At 64.7% G+C, this 23,818-nt stretch carries 15 protein-coding genes and 2 pseudogenes; 6 read left to right on the top strand and 11 right to left on the bottom strand.

Annotation, left to right across the window (positions count from 1 at the left end; genetic code table 11):
• The first annotated feature begins 292 nt into the window (after nucleotides 1–292).
• A complete protein-coding gene (locus IAE37_RS17115) occupies nucleotides 293–1,864 on the top strand; it encodes a TerC family protein (RefSeq protein WP_201175443.1) in 1,572 nt (523 codons plus the stop codon).
• Here the strand turns inward: IAE37_RS17115 and rarD are convergent.
• Nucleotides 1,827–2,714 (bottom strand): EamA family transporter RarD, encoded by an 888-nt coding sequence (gene rarD, locus IAE37_RS17110; RefSeq protein ID WP_201175441.1) that lies wholly within the window; start codon nucleotides 2,712–2,714, stop codon nucleotides 1,827–1,829. The two genes, IAE37_RS17115 and rarD, sit on opposite strands and share 38 nt — an antisense overlap.
• Nucleotides 2,715–2,750: 36 nt before the next feature.
• A complete protein-coding gene (locus IAE37_RS17105) occupies nucleotides 2,751–4,337 on the bottom strand; it encodes an EAL domain-containing protein (protein ID WP_201175439.1) in 1,587 nt (528 codons plus the stop codon).
• Between the two features lie 304 nt (nucleotides 4,338–4,641).
• Here IAE37_RS17105 and hppD point away from each other — a divergent pair, with 304 nt between their 5' ends.
• A complete protein-coding gene (hppD, locus tag IAE37_RS17100) occupies nucleotides 4,642–5,718 on the top strand; it encodes a 4-hydroxyphenylpyruvate dioxygenase (protein ID WP_201175437.1) in 1,077 nt (358 codons plus the stop codon).
• Between the two features lie 5 nt (nucleotides 5,719–5,723).
• Here hppD and IAE37_RS17095 read toward each other — a convergent pair whose 3' ends face one another.
• Together IAE37_RS17095 and IAE37_RS17090 are read right to left on the bottom strand one after the other, a co-directional pair.
• Complete coding sequence (locus IAE37_RS17095) at nucleotides 5,724–6,281, bottom strand: hypothetical protein (RefSeq protein WP_201175435.1); 558 nt, start codon at nucleotides 6,279–6,281, stop codon at nucleotides 5,724–5,726.
• Nucleotides 6,282–6,445: 164 nt separating this feature from the next.
• Complete coding sequence (locus tag IAE37_RS17090; RefSeq protein WP_201175432.1) at nucleotides 6,446–7,132, bottom strand: type 1 glutamine amidotransferase domain-containing protein; 687 nt, start codon at nucleotides 7,130–7,132, stop codon at nucleotides 6,446–6,448.
• A gap of 219 nt (nucleotides 7,133–7,351) precedes the next feature.
• Between IAE37_RS17090 and IAE37_RS17085 the strand changes: the two are divergent.
• Nucleotides 7,352–9,417, top strand: a pseudogene (locus tag IAE37_RS17085) (ATP-binding protein).
• Between the two features lie 4 nt (nucleotides 9,418–9,421).
• Here IAE37_RS17085 and IAE37_RS17080 read toward each other — a convergent pair.
• The 7 genes from IAE37_RS17080 to IAE37_RS17050 all read right to left on the bottom strand — a co-directional run bounded on the left by IAE37_RS17080 (nucleotide 9,422) and on the right by IAE37_RS17050 (nucleotide 20,573).
• Nucleotides 9,422–11,020: a response regulator gene (locus IAE37_RS17080; RefSeq protein ID WP_201175430.1), complete on the bottom strand. Its 1,599-nt coding sequence runs from the start codon at nucleotides 11,018–11,020 to the stop codon at nucleotides 9,422–9,424.
• A gap of 79 nt (nucleotides 11,021–11,099) precedes the next feature.
• Nucleotides 11,100–12,155: a tetratricopeptide repeat protein gene (locus IAE37_RS17075; protein WP_201175429.1), complete on the bottom strand. Its 1,056-nt coding sequence runs from the start codon at nucleotides 12,153–12,155 to the stop codon at nucleotides 11,100–11,102.
• Between the two features lie 138 nt (nucleotides 12,156–12,293).
• A complete protein-coding gene (locus tag IAE37_RS17070) occupies nucleotides 12,294–13,709 on the bottom strand; it encodes an efflux transporter outer membrane subunit (protein WP_201175428.1) in 1,416 nt (471 codons plus the stop codon).
• The gene (locus tag IAE37_RS17065; RefSeq protein ID WP_201175427.1) at nucleotides 13,706–16,885 is read right to left on the bottom strand and encodes an efflux RND transporter permease subunit; all 3,180 of its coding nucleotides are present in this window, start codon (nucleotides 16,883–16,885) and stop codon (nucleotides 13,706–13,708) included. The genes IAE37_RS17070 and IAE37_RS17065 overlap by 4 nt, the downstream gene beginning before the upstream one ends.
• A 12-nt stretch (nucleotides 16,886–16,897) precedes the next feature.
• Nucleotides 16,898–18,139, bottom strand: a complete 1,242-nt coding sequence (gene mexE, locus IAE37_RS17060; protein WP_201175425.1) for a multidrug efflux RND transporter periplasmic adaptor subunit MexE — start codon at nucleotides 18,137–18,139, stop codon at nucleotides 16,898–16,900.
• Nucleotides 18,140–18,372: 233 nt separating this feature from the next.
• Entirely contained in the window at nucleotides 18,373–19,968 is a 1,596-nt protein-coding gene (locus IAE37_RS17055; protein ID WP_201175423.1) for a rhodanese-related sulfurtransferase, read from the bottom strand.
• Entirely contained in the window at nucleotides 19,965–20,573 is a 609-nt protein-coding gene (locus IAE37_RS17050; protein WP_201175421.1) for a cysteine dioxygenase, read from the bottom strand. The genes IAE37_RS17055 and IAE37_RS17050 overlap by 4 nt, the downstream gene beginning before the upstream one ends.
• A 259-nt stretch (nucleotides 20,574–20,832) precedes the next feature.
• On the opposite strand from IAE37_RS17050, the gene IAE37_RS17045 reads away from it, so the two are divergent.
• The 3 genes and pseudogenes from IAE37_RS17045 to IAE37_RS17035 all read left to right on the top strand — a co-directional run.
• On the top strand, nucleotides 20,833–21,903 hold the full coding sequence (locus tag IAE37_RS17045; protein ID WP_201175419.1) for an LLM class flavin-dependent oxidoreductase: 1,071 nt from the start codon (nucleotides 20,833–20,835) through the stop codon (nucleotides 21,901–21,903).
• A gap of 78 nt (nucleotides 21,904–21,981) precedes the next feature.
• Nucleotides 21,982–22,944 (top strand): ABC transporter substrate-binding protein, encoded by a 963-nt coding sequence (locus tag IAE37_RS17040; protein ID WP_201175417.1) that lies wholly within the window; start codon nucleotides 21,982–21,984, stop codon nucleotides 22,942–22,944.
• 45 nt (nucleotides 22,945–22,989) lie between these two features.
• A pseudogene (locus IAE37_RS17035) lies at nucleotides 22,990–23,763 on the top strand (LLM class flavin-dependent oxidoreductase); the annotation flags it as partial.
• Nucleotides 23,764–23,818 lie beyond the last annotated feature (55 nt).

Here is a 23,818-nt window from a genome sequence, read left to right as displayed (position 1 = left end):
GTAGGAGCGAGCGCAGCTCGCGATGCGCCGCGCGGGCGGCGCGCGATCTCACAGGCGCCCCATCACTACCGTCGAACCTCGCCGCCAAACCGTGAAAACGCCGCTCTCTTCGCTGCGGTTACAGGTTTTGTAATAGTTTCGCGCTATCAGCAAAACCTGCTGTGCTTGTAGGATCACCTTCCCAATTTTCAATCAAGGTCCATATGAGCACCTTCGCGGAGCCCCCCAGTCCCCGGCCGTCCTGGCCAACCTTCCCCCGTCTTCGTGACGTCACCCCCGAGAGTACCCGCTAATGGAATGGCTAGCAGACCCCACGGCCTGGCTGGGCCTGCTGACGCTCATCGTCCTCGAGCTGGTGCTGGGTATCGACAACCTGGTGTTCATCGCCATCCTCGCCGACAAGCTACCGCCACATCAGCGCGATCGCGCGCGGGTGATCGGCCTGAGCCTGGCATTGATCATGCGCCTTGGCCTGCTGGCGAGTATCTCGTGGATGGTCACGCTGACCGCGCCGCTGTTCGAGGTATTCGACAAGAGTTTCTCCGGCCGTGACCTGATCATGCTGTTCGGTGGTGTGTTCCTGTTGTTCAAGGCCACGATGGAGCTGCACGAACGTCTCGAGGGGCATATCACCCAGGCCAGCGGCGCGGTCCGGCATGCCGCGTTCTGGCCGATCGTGGCGCAGATCGTCGTGCTCGATGCGGTGTTCTCGCTGGATGCCGTGATCACGGCGGTGGGCATGGTCGAGCACTTGTCGGTGATGATGATCGCGGTGATCTTCTCGATCGGCATCATGATCGTCGCCAGCAAGCCGCTGACCCGCTTCGTCAACGCCCACCCCACGGTGATCATGCTGTGCCTGGGCTTCCTGATGATGATCGGCTTCAGCCTGACGGCCGAAGGCCTGGGCTTCCATATCCCCAAAGGCTACCTGTACGCGGCCATCGGCTTCTCGCTGCTGATCGAACTGTTCAACCAGTTGGCCCGTGCCCGCCGCAAACGCAGTCTGCAGCAGCACAAGCCGCTGCGTGAGCGCACGGCGCATGCCGTGCTGCGCCTGCTCGGCGGGCGCCGGGTCGAGGCCGACGAGGTGGGTGAGGACATTGCCGACCTGGTTGAAGGCGGTGAAGAGCAGGTGCTGTTCGACCGCCGTGAGCGGGTGATGATCAGCGGCGTGCTGAACCTGGCCGAGCGTCCGATCCGCACGGTGATGACCGCCCGCGCCGAAGTCGACGTGATCGACCTGGCGCAAGCGCCAGAAGCCATCACCGAGGCACTGGCCAACTCGCCGTACTCGCGTCTGCCGTTGATCCGCGATGGCCGCATCGACGAACCTCTGGGCTTCGTGCACAAGAAGGAACTGCTCAATGAGCTGCTGTCCGGCAGTGAGCCCGATCTCGAACGCATGGCTCGGGCGCCGTTGAACCTGCTGGAGAGCTTCAGCATCCTCAACGCCCTCGAACAGATGCGCAGCCAGTCGACGCACATTGCCTTCGTGGTCAACGAGTTCGGTGATTTCACCGGTCTGCTGACCATGACCGACATCCTTGAGTCGATTGCCGGTGAACTGCCGGACGCCAGCGAGGTGGACGGCCCGGCGATCGTCGAGGAGGGGGGGGAGTTCGTCGTCAACGGTGCCCTGAACCTCAGCCAGGTCCAGGCGCGCACTGGGTTCAGCGCCCGTGCCACCGAGGACTACCAGACCCTCGCAGGCTTGGTGATGAGCCTGCTCGACCGCCTGCCGATGGTCGGCGATCGCCTGGCCTGGAACGGCTGGACCCTCACGGTGGTGGCGGTGGAAGAACGGCGGGTGCGCCAGGTGCGCCTTACACCGAGCGCCGACGCTGACGCAGCAGGTGCTTGATGCCTTCGAGCACCAGCACCAGCACTGCGGCCCAGATCGGCAGGTAGGTCAGCCACTGATCCGGGCCGATGGTGGCGCCGAGCAGCAGCGACACGCCCACCAGCAGCACCGGCTCGACATAGCTGAGCAGCCCGAACAGGCTGAAGGGCAGCTGGCGACTGGCGAGCACGTAGGCGATCAGGGCCAGTGCGCTGATCGCCCCCAGCAGCGGGATCAGGCCGTATAGGCCTGGGTGCGCTGCCAGGTCGGCGCCGGAGAGTGGGCCTTGGATCACGAAATACAGGGCCCACGGCAGCAGCAGGCACATGTCGCACCACAGCCCGCCCAGGTTGTCGGTGCGGCAACGCCGGCGCAGCACGAAGTAGATCGGGTAGCCCGTCATCACCAGCAGGGTTTCCCAGGCGAAGCTGCCATGCTGGTACAGCTCGTGGCCGACGCCAAGGGCAGCGCAACCCACTGCCACCTTCTGCAGGCGCGACAGGCGCTCGCCATACACCAGTCGCCCGGTCAGGACCATGGCCAGCGGCAGCAGGAAATAGCCCATCGACACTTCCAGGCTGCGCCCGTGCAGGGGCGCCCACAGGAACAACCACAGCTGCACGCCCATCAGCCACGAGGTACCGACCATGCCCAGCAACAGCATGGGCTGCTGGCGCACCCGTGCGAGCAGCCCGCCGACCAGTTTCCAGTCCTTGCTGGCGAGCATGAACAGGGTCAGGCAGGGCAGCGTCAGGAGGATGCGCCAGCCGAAGATTTCCTCACCGTCCAGTGGGGTGAGCAGGGAGGTATAGCCGTACATCACAGCGAACAAGCAGGACGCCAGGACCGATGAAACAATGCCTTTTGACACGAATGCCTCTAAACCAGGGGGAAGTGAGCGGATACGTCAGCCGCGCATGATCTCAGGGGGCGCGCCGTGCGGCAACTGCGCTGCGTCGGGGCGGGCGGCCAAGGCCTGGAGAAACGCCTGTGCCGGCATTGGCCGGGCGAACAGGTAGCCTTGCAGGAAATGCACGCCATGCCGGGCCAGGTAGTCGCGCTGCTGCTCGCTCTCGACACCTTCGGCGACGATTTGCAGGCCAAGCTTGCGCGAAAGGTCGATGACGCTGTCGAGGATATGCACCGACAACGCATCACCGCCGATCATGGCGACGAAGCTCTGGTCGATCTTCAGGTAGTCGACCTTGAACTGGCGCAGGTAGTTGAGGCTCGACTGGCCAGTACCGAAGTCATCGAGGGCGATCATCACGCCCATGCCATGCAGTTTCTCGAACAGTTCGAGGGTCACCGGGGTGGGCTCGATCAGCTTGCGCTCGGTGAGTTCCAGGGTCAGCACCACCCGGCCGGGCGGGAAGTGCTGGAGGAAGGTCTGGCAATCGTCGAGCAGGCCCAGGTCACGGCAGTGGTCGGCAGTGATGTTGACCGCGACCCGAAAGCCCTCGTCCAGCAGCGACGCGTAGGGCGCCAGTGCCTGTGCGGTGTGCAGCATCAACGCGCGGGTCATGGCGACGATCTGCCCGCTGTGCTCGGCATAGGGGATGAACAGGTCGGGGCGCACCAGGCCTTCGCGCGGGTGTTCCCAGCGCATCAGCACCTCGACGCCGGCCCAGCGGTAGTCCCCGGCGCGTACCACTGGTTGGAAGTAGGGGAGAAATTCATCCGCCTCCAGGGCCCGGCGCAACTCGGCGCTGGGTGACGAGGCGCGGCGGATCTGCCAGCGGCAGATCACCCCGGCGAGCACGCCTAGTACCGCCAACAGACTGAGTAGCGCCGGGTAGTGGCTGCGCAGTACCTGCCCTTCGGTACCTGCGGCATAGCCGCCATGGATGCTGAACGGGTAGCGTGTGGAGCCCTGGGTCGTCGCCGCGCTGGCCGCAGGTGGCGGGCTGCCCTGGCGGACTACGCCATCCTCGCCCATCCAGTGTTCGCCCACCTGCAGTTGCAGCACCTGCTGGCCGCCGATCAGGCGCAGGGCGGTCAGCAGGTGCTCGCCGTCCACCGTGGCGATAGCGCCACGGTCACCCTCGCTGGCCCGGTACACCAGCAGCGGATGCCTGGGTGTGATCGAGTTGCCATCCATCAGCCACAGCTTGCCGTCGGTGTAGTCACCGGCATCGACGTGCTCTTCGAAATCACCGAACAACGAAGAGCAATAGAGGTTGTCGTGGTCGAACAGGTTGGTGGACCGAACGAAGGCGTTGCCGGTGACCTGGCGACGCAAGTTCAGCGTGCTCTCGTCACAAGGCTGGCCGGCCAGCGGCACCAGGCCCTGGGCGACCTCAGCCAGGCTGTCGAGGATGCGATCGACATGCTCGACCACCTGCCGCGTGGTGGCCTCGCTGGTGGCCTGCAACTCACGCTCCACCTGCCAGCGCATCACGGCCAGGCCACACAGCACCGGGAGGAGGGCCACAGCCCAGGGCAGCAGGGCGCGCCAGCTCCAGCGGGCGGGACGTTTAACCGTGAGGGGCATGCTGACCTAGTCTTGTATGAGGAGATTCGGGCAAGGATAGCCGCTTGTCGCCAAGAGGGGCACGAACTAAAGCGCGACAAAGGCAATTACGCCCTGTAGAATCGATTTACGAATACAACAATAAGGTCGCCCTGAGGGCGGCCATCCACCCGCCGAGAATGCACGCGTATGGCCTACCACGGGTTCAAACTCATCATTGGTGACTTCCTCGCCCGCAGTGTTCGGGGCATTCCCTGTTCGCCGCCTGTCTCGTTCGCTATCCCCAGCTCCTAACGACTAATTGGCTGTAGATGAGGACACGAACATGGCAGATCTCTTTGATAACCCAATGGGCCTGATGGGCTTCGAATTCATCGAACTGGCGTCGCCGACCCCCGGCGTGCTGGAACCTGTATTCCAGATGCTTGGTTTCACCAAGGTGGCGACCCACCGCTCGAAGGATGTGCACCTGTATCGCCAGGGTGGCATCAACCTGATTCTCAACAACGAACCGCGCAGTGTCGCTTCGTACTTTGCGGCCGAGCACGGCCCGTCGGTCTGCGGCATGGCGTTCCGTGTGCGCAATGCCCACGAGGCCTACGCCCGCGCCCTGGAGCTGGGCGCCCAGCCAGTGGAGATCGAAACCGGCCCGATGGAACTACGCCTGCCTGCAATCAAGGGGATCGGCGGTGCACCGCTGTACCTGATCGACCGCCATGAAGAAGGCAGTTCGATCTACGACATCGATTTCAATTTCATCGAAGGCGTGGAGCGCAACCCGGTCGGCGCGGGGCTGAAAATCATCGATCACCTGACCCACAACGTCTATCGCGGGCGCATGGCCTATTGGGCGGGGTTCTACGAAAAACTGTTCAACTTCCGCGAGATTCGCTACTTCGACATCAAGGGCGAATACACCGGCCTGACTTCGCGCGCCATGACCGCGCCCGACGGCATGATCCGCATTCCGCTGAACGAAGAATCGTCCAAGGGCGCCGGGCAGATCGAGGAGTTCCTCATGCAGTTCAACGGCGAGGGCATCCAGCACGTGGCGTTCCTTACCGACGATCTGCTCAAGACCTGGGATGCGCTCAAAGGCTTCGGCATGCGCTTCATGACCGCGCCGCCACAAACCTACTACGAGATGCTCGAGGAGCGCCTCCCTGGCCATGGCGAGCCGGTAGACGAACTGCAAGCCCGCGGCATCCTGCTCGACGGTGCCGCCGAGTCTGGCGACAAGCGTCTGCTGTTGCAGATATTTTCGGAAACCCTGCTGGGGCCGGTGTTCTTCGAGTTCATCCAACGCAAGGGCGACGACGGCTTCGGCGAGGGCAACTTCAAGGCGTTGTTCGAGTCGATCGAACGCGATCAGGTTCGCCGTGGCGTGCTGAGTACCGACTGAACCACTCAGGCGGCGCCCTGCGCCGCCCCCAAACGGCGCGGCCTGGCCATGCCCAGGTAGCCGGTCGCGCCGGTCATGAGGCTGACCAGCGCCAGCGATGGCAGCACCTGCAACATCGACTGGCGCGCCTGGCGGCCGATATGGTCGGCGGTGTAACCCGCTTGGACGGCATAGGGATGCTTGCTGGAATAAGCTCGATGAATGAACTCGGCAGGTGATGGCTGCTGCCGGTCACGGCTTGGACCCTGGGTCCAGATGGCCATGCCCTTCAGTTCGACCTGTACAATCATATTGCCGTCGGCGAGGTCTTGCAGGCCCTGCTCTTGCGCCAACGCTTGCGGCAGGCTGGCGGGTATCTCGCGGCTCGGTTTTGCGACCGTTGGTGCAGCCTCGAGCGTGGAGATCTGCATCTGGTCAAGCAGTCGGTCCACGGCGAGCAAGGTGTGCTTGACCGCCTTGCGTGCACTTTTTTCCAGTTGCCTGTCCAGATGCCAGGTCACTACCATCATTCCGAATATCAGTGGCACCACGCCAATCGCCGCCATCTGCATCAGTGCCAGCATGCCTTGGTGCGGCTGCAGGTTCGTTGCCATAGGCTTTCGCCCTCGCATCCAGGGAGTGCCCGACACGGGCACGAAAAGAACACGAGCCTACGGTTGTATCTCGGTGGGTGGCTGTAATCCTTTTGATGCATCTTCAGTGGATTGGGAGCGGCGGTGCGTAAGAGTCATCCCGCCTGTAGCGTTTTGAGTACAGCCTCGGCGACTCCAGCGCTGGACGCAGGGTTCTGCCCGGTGATCAGTCGGGCGTCGCTGACCACGAAGGCGGACCACGGGTCTTCGTGCTTGTCATAACGGCCACCGCGCGCTACCAGTTCGTTCTCGGTCAGAAAGGGCACCACCTTGTCCAGTTCGGCCAGCTTTTCCTCGGTGTTGGAAAACCCGGTGACCAGTCGGTCCCGGAGCAGCAGGGTGTTGTCGCTGAGTTTGATGTTCAGCAAGCCCGCCACGCCGTGGCAAACGGCGGCGACGACCCCCTGGTTCTCATAGATGCGTCGGGCCAGGGCCTGCAAGGCCGGATCGTCGGGAAAGTCGTAGAGCACGCCATGGCCGCCGGTGTAGTAGATGGCGTGGTACTCCTCGGCCTTGACCTGGCCGGGACTCAAGGTCGCCCCCAGGCGATTCATGAAAGCCTTGTCGTCATACCAGTGCCAGTCGAGCTCCGGCGCCATCTGCAGGCTGTGCGGGTCGATCGGCACGTAGCCCCCGAGCGGGCTGACGTAATCGACGCTATAGCCAGCCTGTTGCACCTTGTCGACGAAATGCACCGCCTCACCCAGCCAGAGCCCTGTGGCGCGGGTGAGCGTGGGATATTTTGCAGTATTGGTCAGCACAACCAGGATCTTCTTGCTCATGATCAGTTTCCCGTCGGCTAGCGTTAAAGGGGGCGTTACAAGCGCTTGTGCAGGCCTGAACAGCATAGTCCCGGTTTGGCAGGCCGCCTGCCCGAGGGCCCTCGGCCGACGGTCGGAACCGCCGCCAGGTGCGCGTGTCTGATCATGGACGCTTGCAGGCCTGGCCACCGACCCGGATCATGCCAGTGCAATCCACTCGAATTGGATAAGGATCAGGGTTTGGTCGCGAAAACTCCACCACGTAGACCCGAACCGCCAGCTGTATTGCTGGCACCCAGTGCCAGCAGCGCAGAGGCCCAAGGCAAGCGTCTGGCGGCTTTCGACTGGGCGCATACGCCGCTGGGGCCGTTGCCCCGCTGGCCGGCAACGTTGCGCATCGCGGTGGACATGATGCTGTCCTCGGCCTTCCCCAGTGCGGTGGTGTGGGGCGGCAACATGATCGTGATCTGCAACGATGCCTACCTGGCACTGCGGGTCGATGTGCCCGATGTCCAGGGCCAGCGCTTCGACGAGGTGTGGCATGCCGCCTGGGAAGACGTGGGGCCTTGGGTGTTCAAGGTGCTGGAAGGCCATTCCAGCTTCATCGAGGACCAGCCAGTAAGCATTCCTCGGGGGGCGTCCGACAGCACAGGCTGGTTCGCCTTCAGCTACTCGCCTATCCGCGACGAAGACGGCGAGGTGGGGGGTTCCTGCACACCGTTATCGACACCACCGCCAGCGTAGCCGCGCACCAGGCCTGGCGTGACCAGGCGCAGAGTTTCGAGGCCCAGATCGCCCGCTACATGGCCGATCGCGAGCATATCTGGCAACTGTCGAGCGACGCGATGCTGATCGTCACCCGCGAGCTCAAGTTCATGGCGGCCAACCCGGCCCTGTACCGCATACTTGGCTGGAGCGAAGCGCAGGTAATGGATACGCCGGTTCTCGAAATGGTGCACCCGGCCGACCGTACCGAAGTCCAGGTGGCGGTGATCGACGTGGTGCACGGCAAGCTCGAAGAGCCGGTGATCACCCGCGTACGTCATCAGGACGGGCATTACCGCAGGTTTCGCTGGACCGCCCGCTTCGACGGTGATTCGTTCACTGCGGTAGGCCGGGACATCACCGCCGAGCAGGAGGCGGCGATCCGCCAGGCCGAGGCCCTGATGCGTGACAGCCATCGTCTCGAAACGGTTGGCCAGATGGCCGGCGGCATGGCTCACGAAATGAACAACCTGCTGTCGGGCATCGGCGGCAGCCTGGAGCTGCTTCAGCGGCGCCTGGCGCAGGGTCGCCTGGAAGGCCTGGAAACCTACACCGACCTGGCTCGCGACTCGGTGCAGCGGGCCATGAGCCTGACCCACCGACTGCTGGCATTCTCCCGTAGCCAGCCGCTGGCGCCACGGCCGCTGGACATCAATCGTCATTTGTCCGGCCTCGAACCGCTGTTGCGCCAGGCCCTTGGTGCGCAGATGCGCCTGCAATGGCAGCTCGATGTCCTGCCCTGGCCGGTGTGCCTGGATGTCGGTCAGTTGGACAACGCGATCATCAATCTATGTATCAACGCCCGGGAGGCCAGCCTTGATCGTGGAAGCGTGACCATTCGTAGCGTCAACGAGCGTTTGACCAGTGCGTTCCCCGATGAGGGCGGCCTGCCGCCGGGCGATTACGTGGCCCTGCATGTCGAGGATACCGGACATGGCATGTCCGCCGAGGAGGTTTCGCGGGTGTTCGATCCGTTCTATACCACCAAGCCCGCGGGCCGCGGCGCTGGCATGGGCTTGTCGATGGTCTATGGCTTTGTGCGCCAGTCGGGTGGCTATGTCTGGATAGAGTCCGCTCCTGGCCAAGGTGCCCGAGTCTCGATGTTGTTCCCGCGCAGTCTGCAACCCGTGCCGGCGGAGCCCAGCCTGCCGGCACCGATCGACAGGCCCGCTGACGGCCAGCGCCTGTTGCTGGTCGACGACGAAGCCAATTTGCGCACATTGATGCATGAGTACCTGGCCGAGCGTGGTTTCGAGGTGTTCGATGCATTCGATGCCTACAGCGCCCTCGATGCCTTCCAGCAGCAGGGCCCCTTCGACCTGGTGGTCACCGATATCGGCCTGCCAGGTGGTTTCAGCGGGCGGCAGTTGGCCAAGACCCTGCGCATGATCAACCCCGAACAGAAGGTCCTGTTCATCACCGGCTTCACCGACACGCCGATCGAGCAGCGGCTGCTGAATGAACCTGGCACGGCGCTGATGCTCAAGCCGTTTTCGTTGCAGAGACTGGCGAGCCAGGCAGTGAGCATGCTCGGCATTTGACTGTTCAATCGCTGCCGAGCATCTGCGCCACCTGGTCCTGCAACTGCTTGAGTTCGAAGGGCTTGCAGATCAATTGCATGCCCGGCGCCAGGAATGCTTCGCGGGTCATGGCGGTTTCGGCATAGCCGGTGATGAACAGCACCGGCAGTTGCGGGCGCAAGGTGCGGGCGATTTCTGCCAGTTGCCGACCATTCATGCCCGGCAGGCCAACGTCGCTGAGCAGCAGGTCCACGGCCTGGGAAGAGCGCAGCACCTGCAGCGCCGCGTTGGCGTCAGGCAGGCTATGGCAGTCGAATCCCGCTTCGTCGAGCGCCTCGCACAGCAGCTGCCGGACATGTATGTCGTCTTCTACCAACAGGATATGGCGGCCTTTGGCTCGACGCGGCGCCCTTGCCGGGGGCGAGGGCGTAGCCACTTCATCGAGGTAGCGGGGCAAGTACAGATCGACCTGGGTGCCGTGACCGATGCGGCTGTGCAACGCCACATGACCGTGGGACTGGCGACTGAAGCCGTAGACCATCGACAACCCGAGGCCGATGCCCTGACCGACCGGCTTGGTACTGAAGAACGGCTCGAAGGCATGCTCCAGGGTACCTTGCGACATGCCTCGGCCGTCATCGATGATGCTCAGGCACAGGTAATCCCCTCGCGGCAGGCCGGTTTCGCCGAGGCCTTGGCGGGCAACCTGGCGATTGCAGGCCTCGATGCGCAATACGCCACCGTTGGGCATGGCTTCGCAGGCGTTGAGCAGCAGGTTATCGAGCGCTTCCCGCAATTGGCCATCGTCGGCTGCAGCCGGCCAGAGGTCGTCGGCCAGTTGCATGTTCAGGTTCACATCCCGGCTCAGGCCTGCCTGCAGGCGTTGCCTATCGAGCAACTGGCGCAGGTCGACGCACTGGTGGCGCAGCGATTGCCGGGATGAGAACGCCAACAGGCGATGAGTCAGACGAGCGGCTCGGCCGACAGCTTCCTGGCCCATTTGCAGCACGCCCTCCAGGCCCTCGGTGCGGCCTTGGCGCAAGCGCCGATCGATCAACTCGAAGCTACCACCGATACTGGTCAGGAGGTTGTTGAAATCGTGCGCGACGCCCGCTGCCAATTGGCCAATGGCATCCATTTTCTGGTTCTGGCGCTTGCTCCGTTCCGCCACATCCGACTCACTGCTGGCGGTTTCCAGGCGCCGTTGCATGTCCTGCAAGGCATCGCGTGCCTGGTACTGGCGGCGGCGCGAGCGCAGCGCCTTGTCGACCAACGGCAGCATCCGCGCGCCATCGAGGGGCGGGTCCAGAACCACTACGTTTCCCAGCCAGGGGTATGCAGGGCCCAAGGTTGCGCTGTCACTGAGCAGCAATACCGGCAGGTCGGACCAATCAGGTTGCTGGGCGATGAAAGCCTGCAATTCGGCGCTGGGGCCATCGTGCAGGGTGCGATAGTCGATGATCGCCACGCCGGCGCCTTCGTCCAGTCGAGCGCCAAGGGCTGCAGCATCAGCCGCGCGCAGACTGGCGATGCCCACCGACGCCAGGAGGGAGGACATCTGGGTGGCCACCCCGGTGGGTGCCAGAATCAAGGCACGTTCGTCGGTCGGTAACGAACTGGCCACGGTGAAGCTCCTGTGGCAAGGATCAGATACCCACTGGACCACTCGGCGTCTTCAGGGGTTCAACCTAATTGAGGTTTTTCTACAAGCCTTGTTGAAGCAGCGGGTCATCCGGGTTTTGCTGCTCCAGCTCGGCCAACAACACCTGGACGTTCTGCAACTGGCCGGTTTCCTTCCAGTACTGGATCAGCAGCACCCGCGCTCGGCGGTTGGCGGGCTGGCGGCTGAGCAGTGTTTCCAGCTGCTTCTGCGCCGCGTCGACTTGCTCCAGGGCATGCAGGGTGACGGCCAGGGTATAGCGATAGTCGGGGTTTTCCGGTTCCAGTTCGACCGCGCGAGACAAGGCCAGCAGCGCATACTCGGGTTGTTGATGGCGATTGAGCCAGAGCCCCAGCTCATATTGCAGGAAGGCGGAGTCCGGGCGCAGGGCCAGGGCCTTGGCCAGTACCTGGCGCGACGCGTCATGCTGGCCCTGGCGTTCGAGCAGGCGCACCTGGGTGGCCAGGGCCTCGAGGTTGTCCGGGGCGACTTCGAGGCTGCGATTCAACGCCTGCGCGGCTTGGGTATAGTCGTTCTCATGCAGGTAAAGGCGCGCCAGGTGTACTTGCGCCCCGGCATCCTCGGGTTGCTGCTCCAGGGCCTGCTGATACTGCTCCAGCGCACTCTGCAGCGGGCCGAAATAGAGGCCGATGGCATCCGGATCCAAGCCGAGCAGGGCATCGACCGCGGCAAAACGCACGCTCTGCTCGTCATCATCGAGCAACGGGCCCAGCACCAGGCTGCGTTGCGCTGCGGGCAGCAGCCGACGAACGCTGGCGATGGCCGCCCGGCGCACCAGCGGGTCGTCGTTTTCCAGGTCGTGGCGCGCCAGTTTCAAGGCCTGCGGCGAGGGGTAGTTGGGCAGCTCGGCGTAGAGCGCGGCGCGGCGTATGGCGGTGATGTCATCGCGCTGCAATTGCTGGTACAGCACCCGTGCCGCCCCCGGCAGGCCGTCGTGGGCCTGGCGCAGGGCCTTGCTGTAGCTGTGCGGCGGCAGGCTGGGCGCGACGGTTTGCGGCGCCCGGCGCAGGTAGACGAACGCGGCCGACACCAGGATCAGCAGCGACAAGGCGATCAGGTAATGGTGGCGTCTGGGCATCGGGCGTTCCGCAGCAGTGGAAGGGCAGAGCTTGGGGCAGAACACTACAAGTCTCAAGCCAAACCATAAAAAAGCCCCGCAGGCCAAGGCCAGCGGGGCAAACGGTTGGGGGAGGAACCAACCAAAGGAGTCGTTGAATCAGTGCGCGCTGGCCACCGTCTCAGGCTGCCAGCCCCCACCCAGGGCCTTGTAGATCGCGACGATGCCGCGATACAGCTCGACCTCGCCTTGGGCCTGGGCATCTTCGGCGCTCAGGCGCTCGCGCTCGGCGTCGAGCAGCACCAGGTAGTCCACGGTACCTTCGCGGTAGCGCACCGAGGCCAGGTCCGCGGCCTTGCGGCTGGCATCGCTTTGGCGCATCAGCGACAGCAGGCGCTGCTGGCGCTTGCCGTAGTCACTGAAGGCATTGGCCGATTCTTCCAGGGCCAGCAACACGTGCTGCTCATAACTGGCCAGGGCGCCGTCGGCATCGGCCTTGGCCCCGCGCAGGCGGGCCCGCACGCTGCCCAGGTCGAAGGCGGCCCAGGTGATGCTGGGGCCCAGGGACCAGGCGTTGGCCGCCGACGAACCGATCTGCGAACCGCGCGCGGCGGTAAAACCAAGGAAGCCGCTCAGGCTGACCCGTGGAAACAGATCGGCGGTGGCCACGCCGACGTTGGCGGTGGCCGCGGCCAACTGGCGTTCGGCGCTGCGGATATCCGGGCGGCGCCGGAGCAGTTCGCCCGGATCGCCCACCGGCAAGGCCTTGGCGATGGCCGGCAAGGCCTTGGGCGAGAGGTCGACGCTCAGCGCGTCAGGCCGCTGGCCGAGCAGGGTGGCGATGCGGTTGCGGGCGCGCACCTGCTCGGCCTGCAGCTGCGGCACGGTGGCTTCGACACCCGCCAGGCGGGCATCGGCGCGGACCACGTCGAGTTCGTTGCCGACCCCAGCGTCGCGCAGGGTCACGGTGATGCTGCGCGACTCCTGCTGGGTCTTGAGGTTGGCCAGGGCAATCTGCTCGCGCAACTGGGCGCCACGCAGTTGCCCATAGGCATCGACCAGTTCGGCGATCAGGCTGACCTGCAACTGTTGCAGGTCGGCCTGGGCCGCCGCTTCCTGGGCCTCGCTGGCTTCGATCTGGCGCTGGATGCGGCCGAACAGGTCGAGCTCCCAGGCCATGTCCAGGCCCAGGTCGTAGCGCTCGCTGTTGACCCGCTGCTCGGTCTGGCCAGGCACCTGGCCCTTGCCGACCTCGCTGCTGGCGCGACTGGTGACCACCGGGAAGGTGTCGTTCTCGGCATCCTCGCGGATCGCCCGGGCCGACTTGAGTCGGGCGAACGCTACGCGCAGGTCGCGGTTGCCGTCCAGCGAGGCTTGCACCAGCTGGTTCAGTACCGGGTCGTCGAACTGTTTCCACCAGATGCTCTCGAAGTGGCCACGGTCGAAGGCCTGGGCCTGGGCATCACTGCCCAGGCTGGCGGGTGCGGTGGTCGGCGCCTGGTAGTCCGGGCCCACCGCGCAGGCCGCCAGGGCCATGGCCAACAGGCTCGGGGTCAGGGGTTTGAGCAGGTTCATGCGTGGCTCTCCAGCGCGGGTGCGGCCGCGGCCTTGCGGGCCTGGCGACGCTCCACGAAGCGGCGAATCAGGAAGAAGAACACCGGGGTCAGGAACAGGCCGAACACGGTCACGCCGATCATCCCGGAGAACACCGCCACGCCCATGGCATGGCGCATTTCGGAGCCGGCACCGGAGGAGAACACCAGCGGTACCACGCCCATGATGAAGGCGATCGAGGTCATCAGGATCGGCCGCAAGCGCAGGCGGCAGGCTTCCAGTACCGCAGCCAGCGGGTCGAGGCCCTTGGCTTGCTCGTCCTTGGCGAACTCGACGATCAGGATCGCGTTCTTGCACGCCAGGCCCACCAACACGATCAGGCCGATCTGGGTGAAGATGTTGTTGTCACCGCCGGAGACGATCACGCCGGTGATGGCCGACAGCAGGGTCATCGGCACGATCAGGATCACCGCCAGTGGCAGGCTCCAGCTTTCGTACTGGGCGGCCAGCACCAGGAAGGCCAGCAGCACGCACAGCGGGAATACCAGCAGCGCGGTGTTGCCCGAGAGGATCTGCTGGTAGGTCAGGTCGGTCCACTCGAACGTCATGCCGTTGGGCAGTTCCTGCTTCAGCAGTTTCTCGATCGCGGCTTCGGCCTGGCCGGAGCTGTACCCTGGGGCGGCGGCACCGTTGATCTCGGCAGTGATGAAGCCGTTGTAGTGCATGACCCGATCAGGCCCGGAGGTGTCGCTGACCTTGAGGAAGGTCGCCAGCGGGATCATCTCGCCGAGGTTGTTGCGCACCTTCAGTTGGCCGATCTGCTCGGCGTCGAGGCGGAACTGCTGCTCGGCCTGGACGTTGACCTGGTAGGTACGGCCGAAGCGGTTGAAGTCGTTGGTGTACAACGAACCCAGGTACACCTGCAGGGTGTCGAAGATGTCGTTGATCGCCACGCCATGGGTCTTGGCCTTTTCCCGGTCGATGGCGGCATCGACCTGCGGCACGTTGACCTGGTAGCTGGTGAACAGGCCCGCCAGTTCAGGCACGTCGTGGCTCTTGGCGATGATGTTCTGGGTTTCCTTGTACAGTGCTTCGTAGCCCAGGTTGCCACGGTCCTCGATCTGCAGGCGGAAACCGCCGATGGTGCCCAGGCCCTGTACCGGTGGTGGCGGGAAGATCGCGATGTAGGCGTCCTGGATGTCGGCGAACTTGGCGTTCAGCGCCGCGGCGATAGCGGCCGCCGATTGGCTAGGGTCCTTACGCTCATCGAACGGCTTGAGCGGGGTGAACACGATGCCGCTGTTGGGGCTGTTGGTGAAACCGTTGATCGACAGGCCGGGGAAGGCTACCGAGTCGGCCACGCCGGGTTGCTCCAGGGCGATTTCGCTCATGCGCTTGATCACCGCCTCGGTGCGGTCGAGGCTGGCGGCGTCGGGCAACTGGGCGAAGGCCACCAGGTACTGCTTGTCCTGGGCGGGGACGAAACCGGTCGGGGTCGAGGAGAAGCCCAGGTAGGTCAGGCCCATCAGGCCGGCATACACGAACAGGGCGATGCCACTGGAGCGGATGACCCGGCGCACGCCGCCGACATAGCGGTTGGATGCGCGGTCGAAGAAGCGGTTGAACGGCGCGAACAGCCAGCCCCCCAGCAGCTTTTCCAGCAGCCGCGAGAAGCGGTCCTTGGGCGCGTGGTGGTCCTTGAGCAGCACGGCGGCCAGCGCCGGCGACAGGGTCAGCGAGTTGAAGGCCGAGATCACCGTGGAAATGGCGATGGTCAGGGCGAACTGCTTGTAGAACTGCCCGGTGAGGCCAGAAATGAACGCCGCCGGCACGAACACCGCGCACAGCACCAGGGCGGTGGCGATGATCGGCCCGGTCACTTCGCCCATGGCCTTCTGCGTGGCTTCCAACGGCTTCAGGCCCAGCCCGATGTTACGCTCGACGTTCTCCACCACGACGATGGCGTCGTCGACCACGATGCCGATCGCCAGCACCAGGCCGAACAGGGATAGCGCGTTGAGCGAGAAGCCGAACAGGTGCATCACCGCGAAGGTGCCGATCAGCGACACCGGTACGGCCATCAGCGGGATGATCGAGGCGCGCCAGGTCTGCAGGAACAGGATCACCACCAGCACCACCAGTACCAGGGCCTCGAACAGGGTGTGCACCACGGCCTCTATGGAGCCGCGCACGAAGATGGTGGGGTCATAGACGATGCTGTAGTCCATCCCTTCGGGGAAGTCCTTCTTCAGCTCGGCCATTTTCGCCCGTACCTCGTCGGAGATCTCGATGGCGTTGGAGCCTGGGCGCTGGAAGATCGGGATGGCCACCGCTGGCTGGTTGTTCAGCAGCGAGCGCAGGGCGTACTGGCTGGAACCCAGTTCGACCCGGGCGATGTCCTTCAGGCGAGTGATCTCGCCGTCGGCGCCGGCACGGATGATGATGTTCTCGAACTCTTCCTCGTTGACCAGCCGGCCTTGGGTATTGATCGACAGCTGGAAGCTGGTCGAGCCCGGCGCGGGCGGGGCGCCCAACTGGCCGGCGGCGACCTGGCGGTTCTGCTCGCGGATGGCCGCGACCACGTCGCTGGCGGTCAGGTTGCGCGATGCGGTCTTGTTCGGGTCGAGCCAGACGCGCAGGGAGTAGTCGCCCATGCCGAACAGTTGCACGTCGCCGACGCCGCCCAAACGTGCCAGTTCGTCCTTGATGTTGAGGATGGCGTAGTTGGACAGGTAGAGCATGTCGTAGCGGTTGTCCGGCGAGGTCAGGTGCACGACCATGGTCAGGTCGGGCGAGGCCTTGTCGACGGTGATACCGATACGCGTCACTTCCTCGGGCAGCTTGGGCTGGGTGCGGGTGACGCGGTTCTGCACCTGCACCTGGGCGTTGTCCAGGTCGGTGCCCAGGGCGAAGGTGATAGTCAGGGTTAGCTTGCCATCGGCGGTGGATTGCGAGGACATGTACAGCATGTTCTCGACCCCGGTGATGGCCTGCTCCAGTGGCGCGGCGACGGTTTCGCCGATGACCTTGGGGTTGGCGCCGGGGAAGTTGGCACGCACCACCACGGTGGGGGGGACCACTTCGGGGTATTCGCTGATCGGCAGCTTGAACAGCGCGATGGAGCCCGCGATCAACAGGATCAGCGACAGGACCGCGGCGAAGATCGGCCGGGTAATGAAGAATTTCGAGAAGTTCATCGGTGTCGTCCCTTAACCGCGAGGCGCCTGGGCGCTGGCGACATTGACAGTGGAGCGGTTGACCGCAGGTGGCGGATTGCTCGCCTCCAGCGCCTGGCGTTGGCGGGCGAGGGCGGCAAGGGTGGCGTCGCTGGCCATCGCCGTTTCCTCAGGCGTGACCGGCGAGCCCGGGCGCACGCGCTGCAGGCCACGGACGACGATGCGGTCGTCCTTGGCCAGGCCGCTGCGCACGATGCGCAGGCCTTCGAGCTTGGGCCCCAGTTCGACGGTGCGGTAGGCGGCGGTGTTGTTCTTGTCCATGACCAGCACGAACTTCTTGCCAAGGTCGGTGCCCACCGCTTCGTCGTTGATCAGCACGGCGTCGTACTGGGCGCTGCCGACCAGCTTCAGGCGTGCATACAGGCCAGGGGTGAACTGACCGTCGCGGTTGTCGAACACGGCGCGGCCGCGGATGGTGCCGGTGCGCGGGTTGACCTGGTTGTCGACGAAGTTCATCTGGCCCAGGTGCGGGTTGCCGGTTTCGCTGGTCAGACCCAGGTACACCGGGGTGGTCTGGCCGCGCTGGCCTTCGCGGGCGAGCTGGGTGTACTTGAGGTAGACGCGCTCATCGGCATCGAAGTAGGCGTAGACCTTGTCGGTGGACACCACGCTGGTCAGCGGCGTGACGTCGGCGCTGACGATGTTGCCGGCGGTGTACTGGGCGCGGCTGACGCGGCCACCGATCGGCGCGGTGACGCGGGTGAAGCTCAGGTTCAGGCGGGCCAGGTCGAGCTGTGCCTGGATCGCATCGACCCCGGCGCGGGCTTCGGCGGCGGCGCTGCTGCGCGATTCGGCCAGTTCCGCGGAAATGGCGTTGCTGTCACGCAGGCGCTCGCCGCGGCGGGCCTCGTTGGCGCTGCGGATGGCGGTGGCCTTGGCTTGTTGCAACTGCGCTTCGAGGCGACGCACCTCAGCCTGGAACGGACGAGGGTCGATCTGGAACAGCAGGTCGCCTTTATTGACCTGGGCGCCTTCGGTGAAGGCTACGCGGTCGATCTGGCCAGACACCCGGGGGCGCACCTCGACGGTTTCGGGGGCTTCGAGGCGGCCGGTGAATTCGTCCCACTCGTTGATCGGTTGTTCGATGACCTTGGCCACGGTCACCTTCGGCGCGGCGGGGGCCTGCACGGCATCTGGGGTTCGGCCGCAAGCGCTGATCACCACCACTGCCAGGGCGGCAAGGGGCAGGCGCAAGGGTTTGAGTGAGTGGTCCATGGAGAACTCCGCCAATGTATTGATAGTGGGCGGAGTGTGAGTGTCTTGCGCGTGACGCACGAATCGAATGGAGCGAAGGTTATTATCACGGGCAATGATATGTGCGGATCAATTATCGATGTGGGGCATGGTGATCCCATCCCCCATCGTCCGTGTAGGAGCGGGTTTACCCGCGAAACGGGCACCGCGATGGATGGCACGGGCAGAGCCCGTGTTCGCGGGTGAACCCGCTCCTACAGGGGCTGGGTCAACACCTCGAAACCGTGGGTGCCATCACGCTCCAGTTGGGCGATCAGGCCGAACTCCCAATCCAGATAGCCCTGCATCGCCTCGCGCGGGTTGTCGGTGCCTTCATAAGGCCGGCGATAGCGGTCGGTACGTGGCACCGCCAGCTGCGCCTCGCCACTGTGCAGTGGCTTGCCCGCGGCGATCCAGCGCGCCGTGCCGCCTGCGAGCACCTGCACCGGCTTTTGCGTCAATGCCTGCAAGTCAGCGGCGGCGAACCTCGCCAACAGGCTGCTGCCACAAGTGAGGACATAACGTTCGGCGACGGGCAGGTGCTCCAGCGCCTGGGCCAACTGCGCGCGAATCGCCCAGTGCGCACCGGGAATATGCCGTTTGACGTAGTTGGCGCTGGTGGTGAAGTCGAGCAGCACGGTGCCAGGCTCGGCGAGCAGGGCCTCCAACTGCTGCACATCGATCTCGTCGACCTGTGGCTGCGCCGGCAAGGGCACCTGCCATTCGCCGGTTTCGCCGAAGTCCGCTGCCGACAGCCCATCGAGCACCGCCACCTGCCAGCCCATCTGCGCCAGCCACGAGGCACTCATGTTGGCGCGCACGCCATCGTCATCCACCAGGACGATCCGCGCGCCACGCACGCTGGCGACATGGTCGGTTTCCTGAACCAGCTGCCCGCCGGGCACCGAGCGGCTCCCCGGCACATGGCCCTTGGCATATTCCTCGGGGGTGCGCACGTCGAACAGGTAGGTGGTACGGCCGGCATCGGCCTGCCAGTCGGCCAGGCCCTGGCGGCTCAGGCGCAGCACGCCGGCCTGGTCGGCCACCTTGCGCGCACGTTGCGCGGCACTGCTGCGGGTGACCTCGCCGACTTCGGCGAACCTGCGGTCCTGGCCGTGGGCCAGTTGCTGGCCGGCCAGGGTCCAGCCGATGGTGCCGTTGCGCAGAGCAGCCACCGGGTTGGGGATACCGGCGTTGACCAGCGACTGGGTGCCGATGATGCTGCGGGTACGCCCCGCGCAATTGACGACGACCTGGGTCGTGGGGTTCGGCGCCAGCTCGGCGACCCGCAGCACCAGTTCGGCCCCCGGCACGCTGACGCCACCGGGGATGCTCATGGTCTGGTATTCATCGAAGCGGCGGGCATCGAGCACCACCACGTCGGCCTTGGCATCGAGCAGCGCCTGGACTTGCTCGGCGGCCAGCGACGGCGTGTGGCGCACGCTTTCGACCAGCTCGCCAAACGCCTTGCTCGGCACGTTGACGTCGCGAAACAGCTCGCCACCGGCGGCGCGCCAGCCGGCAAGGCCGCCTTCGAGCAGCGCTACATCGTGGTAGCCCAGCGCTAGCAGGCGTTGAGCCGCCACGGCGGCAAGCCCTTCGCCGTCGTCGTAGACGGTGATCGCGGTCTCGCGGCGGGGTACCCGGGCGTAGATCTCGATTTCCAGTTTCGACAACGGAATGTTGGCGGCGAACAGCGGGTGTTCCTGGGCGAACGGGTCTTCTTCGCGCACATCGATCAAAGCGAGTTCCTGCCGCGCCAGCAAGGCACGGCGGATGTCCTGGAAGCTTCGGGTGGTGACAGTGCTCATGGGGCAGGGTTCTCTTTCGACAGGTCCCAGATATTGGGCAATTGGGTATTGGAATAACCGGAAATGAACGGCTTTTCGCTGCCGTCGGGCAGGTACACGGCCCGCTTCACCGCGCCGATGTTGGCGCCATACACATGGATGCTGATCGAGACACGGTCGGCGAAAGCATTGCTGACCTGGTGGATGTCGCCAATGCGCGGCGACACGGCTTCCACATGCCCCGGTTCGATGAGCACCGGCGCACCGGCTGGCACCAGCGAGCCCTGGGCCGTGCGGGCGAAGCCTTGCGAATGCTCGGCGCCACGCAGCATGCCGATCAGCCCCCAGACCCGGTGGTCATGGATCGGGGTCTGCTGGCCTGGCCCCCAGACGAAGCTGACCACGGAAAAGCGCTGGGCTGAGTCGCAGTGCAACAGGTACTGCTGGTAACGGGCAGGGTCTGGTTGGGCAAGGGTATCGGGCAGCCAGTCGTCGTGGCTGACCAGGCTGCGCAGCAAGCCTTGGCCCTGGTCGAGGAGGGTGGCCTCGTCAGGCTCCCGATCCAGCAGATCCGACAGGGCACCGATGAAGTGACGCAGGCGCTCGTGGCGCAGGGGGTGGCTCATGGTTGTGGCTCGGCTAACGGTTTGCATTAACCCTAGCAAACCCCTTGAATATTCTCAAAATTCAAATTGCGCATAAGCTAATATGCAAAGATTGCATTTACAGGGCGCGGATTATGTTTTGAAATCAAAGCGGGAAGCAGGCATTAGGTTATGACCAATACGCATTTCACAGGACGTTTTACAGGTCATATCTTATAAGCAGGTTCTCGCTTAGATCCAAAGCGCATATAAATCCACCTCAGGAAGCAAGGTTCCCAGCATGAGCGTTCAATTCATCGGTATGATCGGCCACCGGCTGTCCTCGGAAATCCTCGCCCCGCAGGGGCCGATTTTCGACAAGGACTACATCACCCGCTTCGCCCAGGTCCACGAGCAGGCCGGCTTCGACCGCATATTGGTCGGCTACTGGTCCGATCAGCCCGACGGTTTCCTGGTGACGGCCCTGGCCGGGCAGGCTACCTCGCGCATCCACTTCCTCCTGGCCCATCGCCCAGGCTTCGTTGCCCCGACCCTGGCAGCGCGAAAGCTGGCGACCCTCGAGCACTTGCTCGACGGCCGCCTGGCGGTGCACGTGATCAGTGGCGGCAACGACACCGAACAGCGCAAGGACGGCGATTACCTGGACCACGACCAGCGCTACGCCCGTACCGACGAGTTCCTCGAGGTGGTGCGCAAGGTCTGGACCCGCGATACCCCGTTCGACCATGTCGGCGAGCATTACCAGGCGCAAAGCGCGTTCTCCGCGATCAAGCCGCTGCAGCAACCGCATCTGCCCGTGTTCTTCGGCGGCTCGTCGCCGGCGGCACTGGCAGTGGCTGGCAAGCATGCCGACGTGTTCGCCCTGTGGGGCGAGTCGCTGGAACAAACCGCCGAAACCATTGCCGCAGTGCGTGCCGAGGCTGCCCGCCATGGTCGCCAGGTGCAGTTCAGCGTGTCGTTCCGGCCGATCATCGCGGCCACCGAGCAGGCCGCCTGGGACAAGGCCGAGACCATCCTCGGCCAGGCCCGCGAGCGCATCGAGCAGGCTGGGCCGGTGATCGCCAACAAGCCGCAGAGCGTTGGCGCCCAACGCCTGCGCGACACGGTGGCCAAGGGCGAGCGGGTCGACGAACGCCTGTGGACCGGCATCGCCGCACTGGTCGGTGGCGGGCACAACTCCACGGCGTTGGTCGGTACCCCCGAGCAGGTGGCGGACGCCTTGCTGGCCTACTACGACCTGGGTGTCAGCCACTTCCTGATCCGTGGCTTCGACCCGCTGGAAGACGCCGAGGACTATGGCCGTGAACTGATCCCGTTGACCCGCGCCAAAGTGGCCGCGCGCAACGCCTGACTTGACCCCTCATCACAGACCAAGACGAGACCGCGCACGCGGATCGGCTGTCGTGCCCTTGGGCACCAGGAGACGAACGTGCGATATCTCAAGCAATTGGCCGCCGGTGTGCTGGCCACCTCCCTGAGCCTGGCTGCGGCCGCGCAAACCCTGGTCGTCGGCGACCAGAGCTACAACGCCCGCGCGGTGATGGAAGCGGCCGGAGTGCTCGACGACCTGCCCTATACACTTGAATGGAAGCAATTCACTGCCGGCTCGCCGGTGGCCGAGGCGCTGAACGTCGGTAGCCTCGACCTGGGCCTGCTAGGCGATGCGCCGCCGTTGTTCCTCGGCGCCCTGGGTGCACCGATCAAGGTGATCGCGGTGAGTCGGCAAAGCCTCGAAGGGGTGGCGATCCTTGCTGGCAAGGACTCCAACATTCACAGCCTGGCCGATGTGCGTGGCAAGCGTGCGGCGATCTGGAAAGGCTCGTGGAGCCAGCAACTGCTGTTCACCGCGCTGGACAAGGCCGGCGTGCCGCGCGATGCGTTGGAGTTGCGCTATCTCAGCGCGCTGGATGCCTCCCACGCCCTGGAGGGCGGAGCGGTGGACGTCATCGCCACCTGGGAACCCTATGTCACCCAGCAGAAGCGCCAAGGCGCACGGGTGCTGGCGACGGCCGAAGGGTTGATTCCGGCGCAGAGCTTCGTGGTGGCCAACGCCAAGGCGGTCGAAGACAAGCGCGCGCAGATCAGCGATTTCCTGCAACGCCTGAAAAAAGCCCGTGACTGGACCTTGACCGACCCTGCTCACACCGAAGCCTATGCCGACGCCTGGGCACAGCGCACCCGTGCCGACCGCGACATCGCCCGGGCCTGGTTCGCTCAGGCGCGCACCGACCTGGCGCCGCTCAACCCGCAGGTGGTGGTGGACGCGCAAAAGACCGTGGACTTCTTCGCCGGGCTCGGGCTGATCAAGGCATACCCGGCAGCCAGCCTGTTCGATCAGTCGTTCAGCGCGGCCTTGGCACAACCTGCCACGGCCCAGGCTGTAAGCCACTGAGTTCGAGGAACCGTTCATGAGCAAGCGACAGATCAAGCTCGGCGCGCGCTGGACCACAAGGGCGAACACTTCTCGGTGGTCGGGCCGTTGAACATCCAGCGTTCGCCGCAGGGCCAGCCGGTGATCTTCCAGGCGGGCGATTCGCAGCAGGGCAGGGAACTGGGCGCTGCCACTGCCGATGTGATCTTCACCCATGCCGCGAGCATCGCGCAGGGCCAGGCGTTCTATCAGGACGTCAAGAGCCGAGCCGAGCGGCTGGGACGTAATCCCGAGCAGATCCTGGTGTTGCCAGGAGCCGAGATCTACGTGGGTGATACCGATGAGCAGGCGCGGGAAATCGAGCGCCTTTATCACCATCAGGACCACAGCTTCGAGCTGGCGCTGAAGGAGTTCGGGCGCAATTTCGGCTGGCACGACTTCAGTCAGTACGATCTCGACGCTCCGTTTCCCCAGCAAAGCCTGGAGTCTGCTCGTAGCAGTTTCTTCACCAATGCCAAGCGCATTGCCGACCAGGCACGCGAGAAGGGATTCAGCCTGCGCCAGGCTGTGGAGTTCGGGCGCCAGTTGCGCCCTGGCGCCTTCGTCGGTACGGCGCAGACGGTAGCGGCGAAGATGGCTGAGTGGTTCGAGGCCCGGGCCCTGGACGGGTTCAACATCTATATCGGCCATCCTGGGCAGTTTCGCCGCTTCACCCAGGAAGTGGTGCCGTTGCTACAGGAGCGCGGGATATACCGCTCGGCGTACGAGGGTACGACGTTGCGCGCAAGTCTTGGGCTGGAGATTCCGCGTTTCGGCGCTTTAGAAGATGGGTGCCTTTAGCCGGTAGTCGGATCGCCGCTGCGCCGCTCCTGCAGGGGAGCGGCGCTTTTACAGG

It is taken from the genome of Pseudomonas sp. S31 (assembly GCF_016648105.1).
Classification (GTDB): Bacteria; Pseudomonadota; Gammaproteobacteria; order Pseudomonadales; family Pseudomonadaceae; genus Aquipseudomonas.
This window is presented reverse-complemented; position numbering and strand designations above follow the sequence as displayed.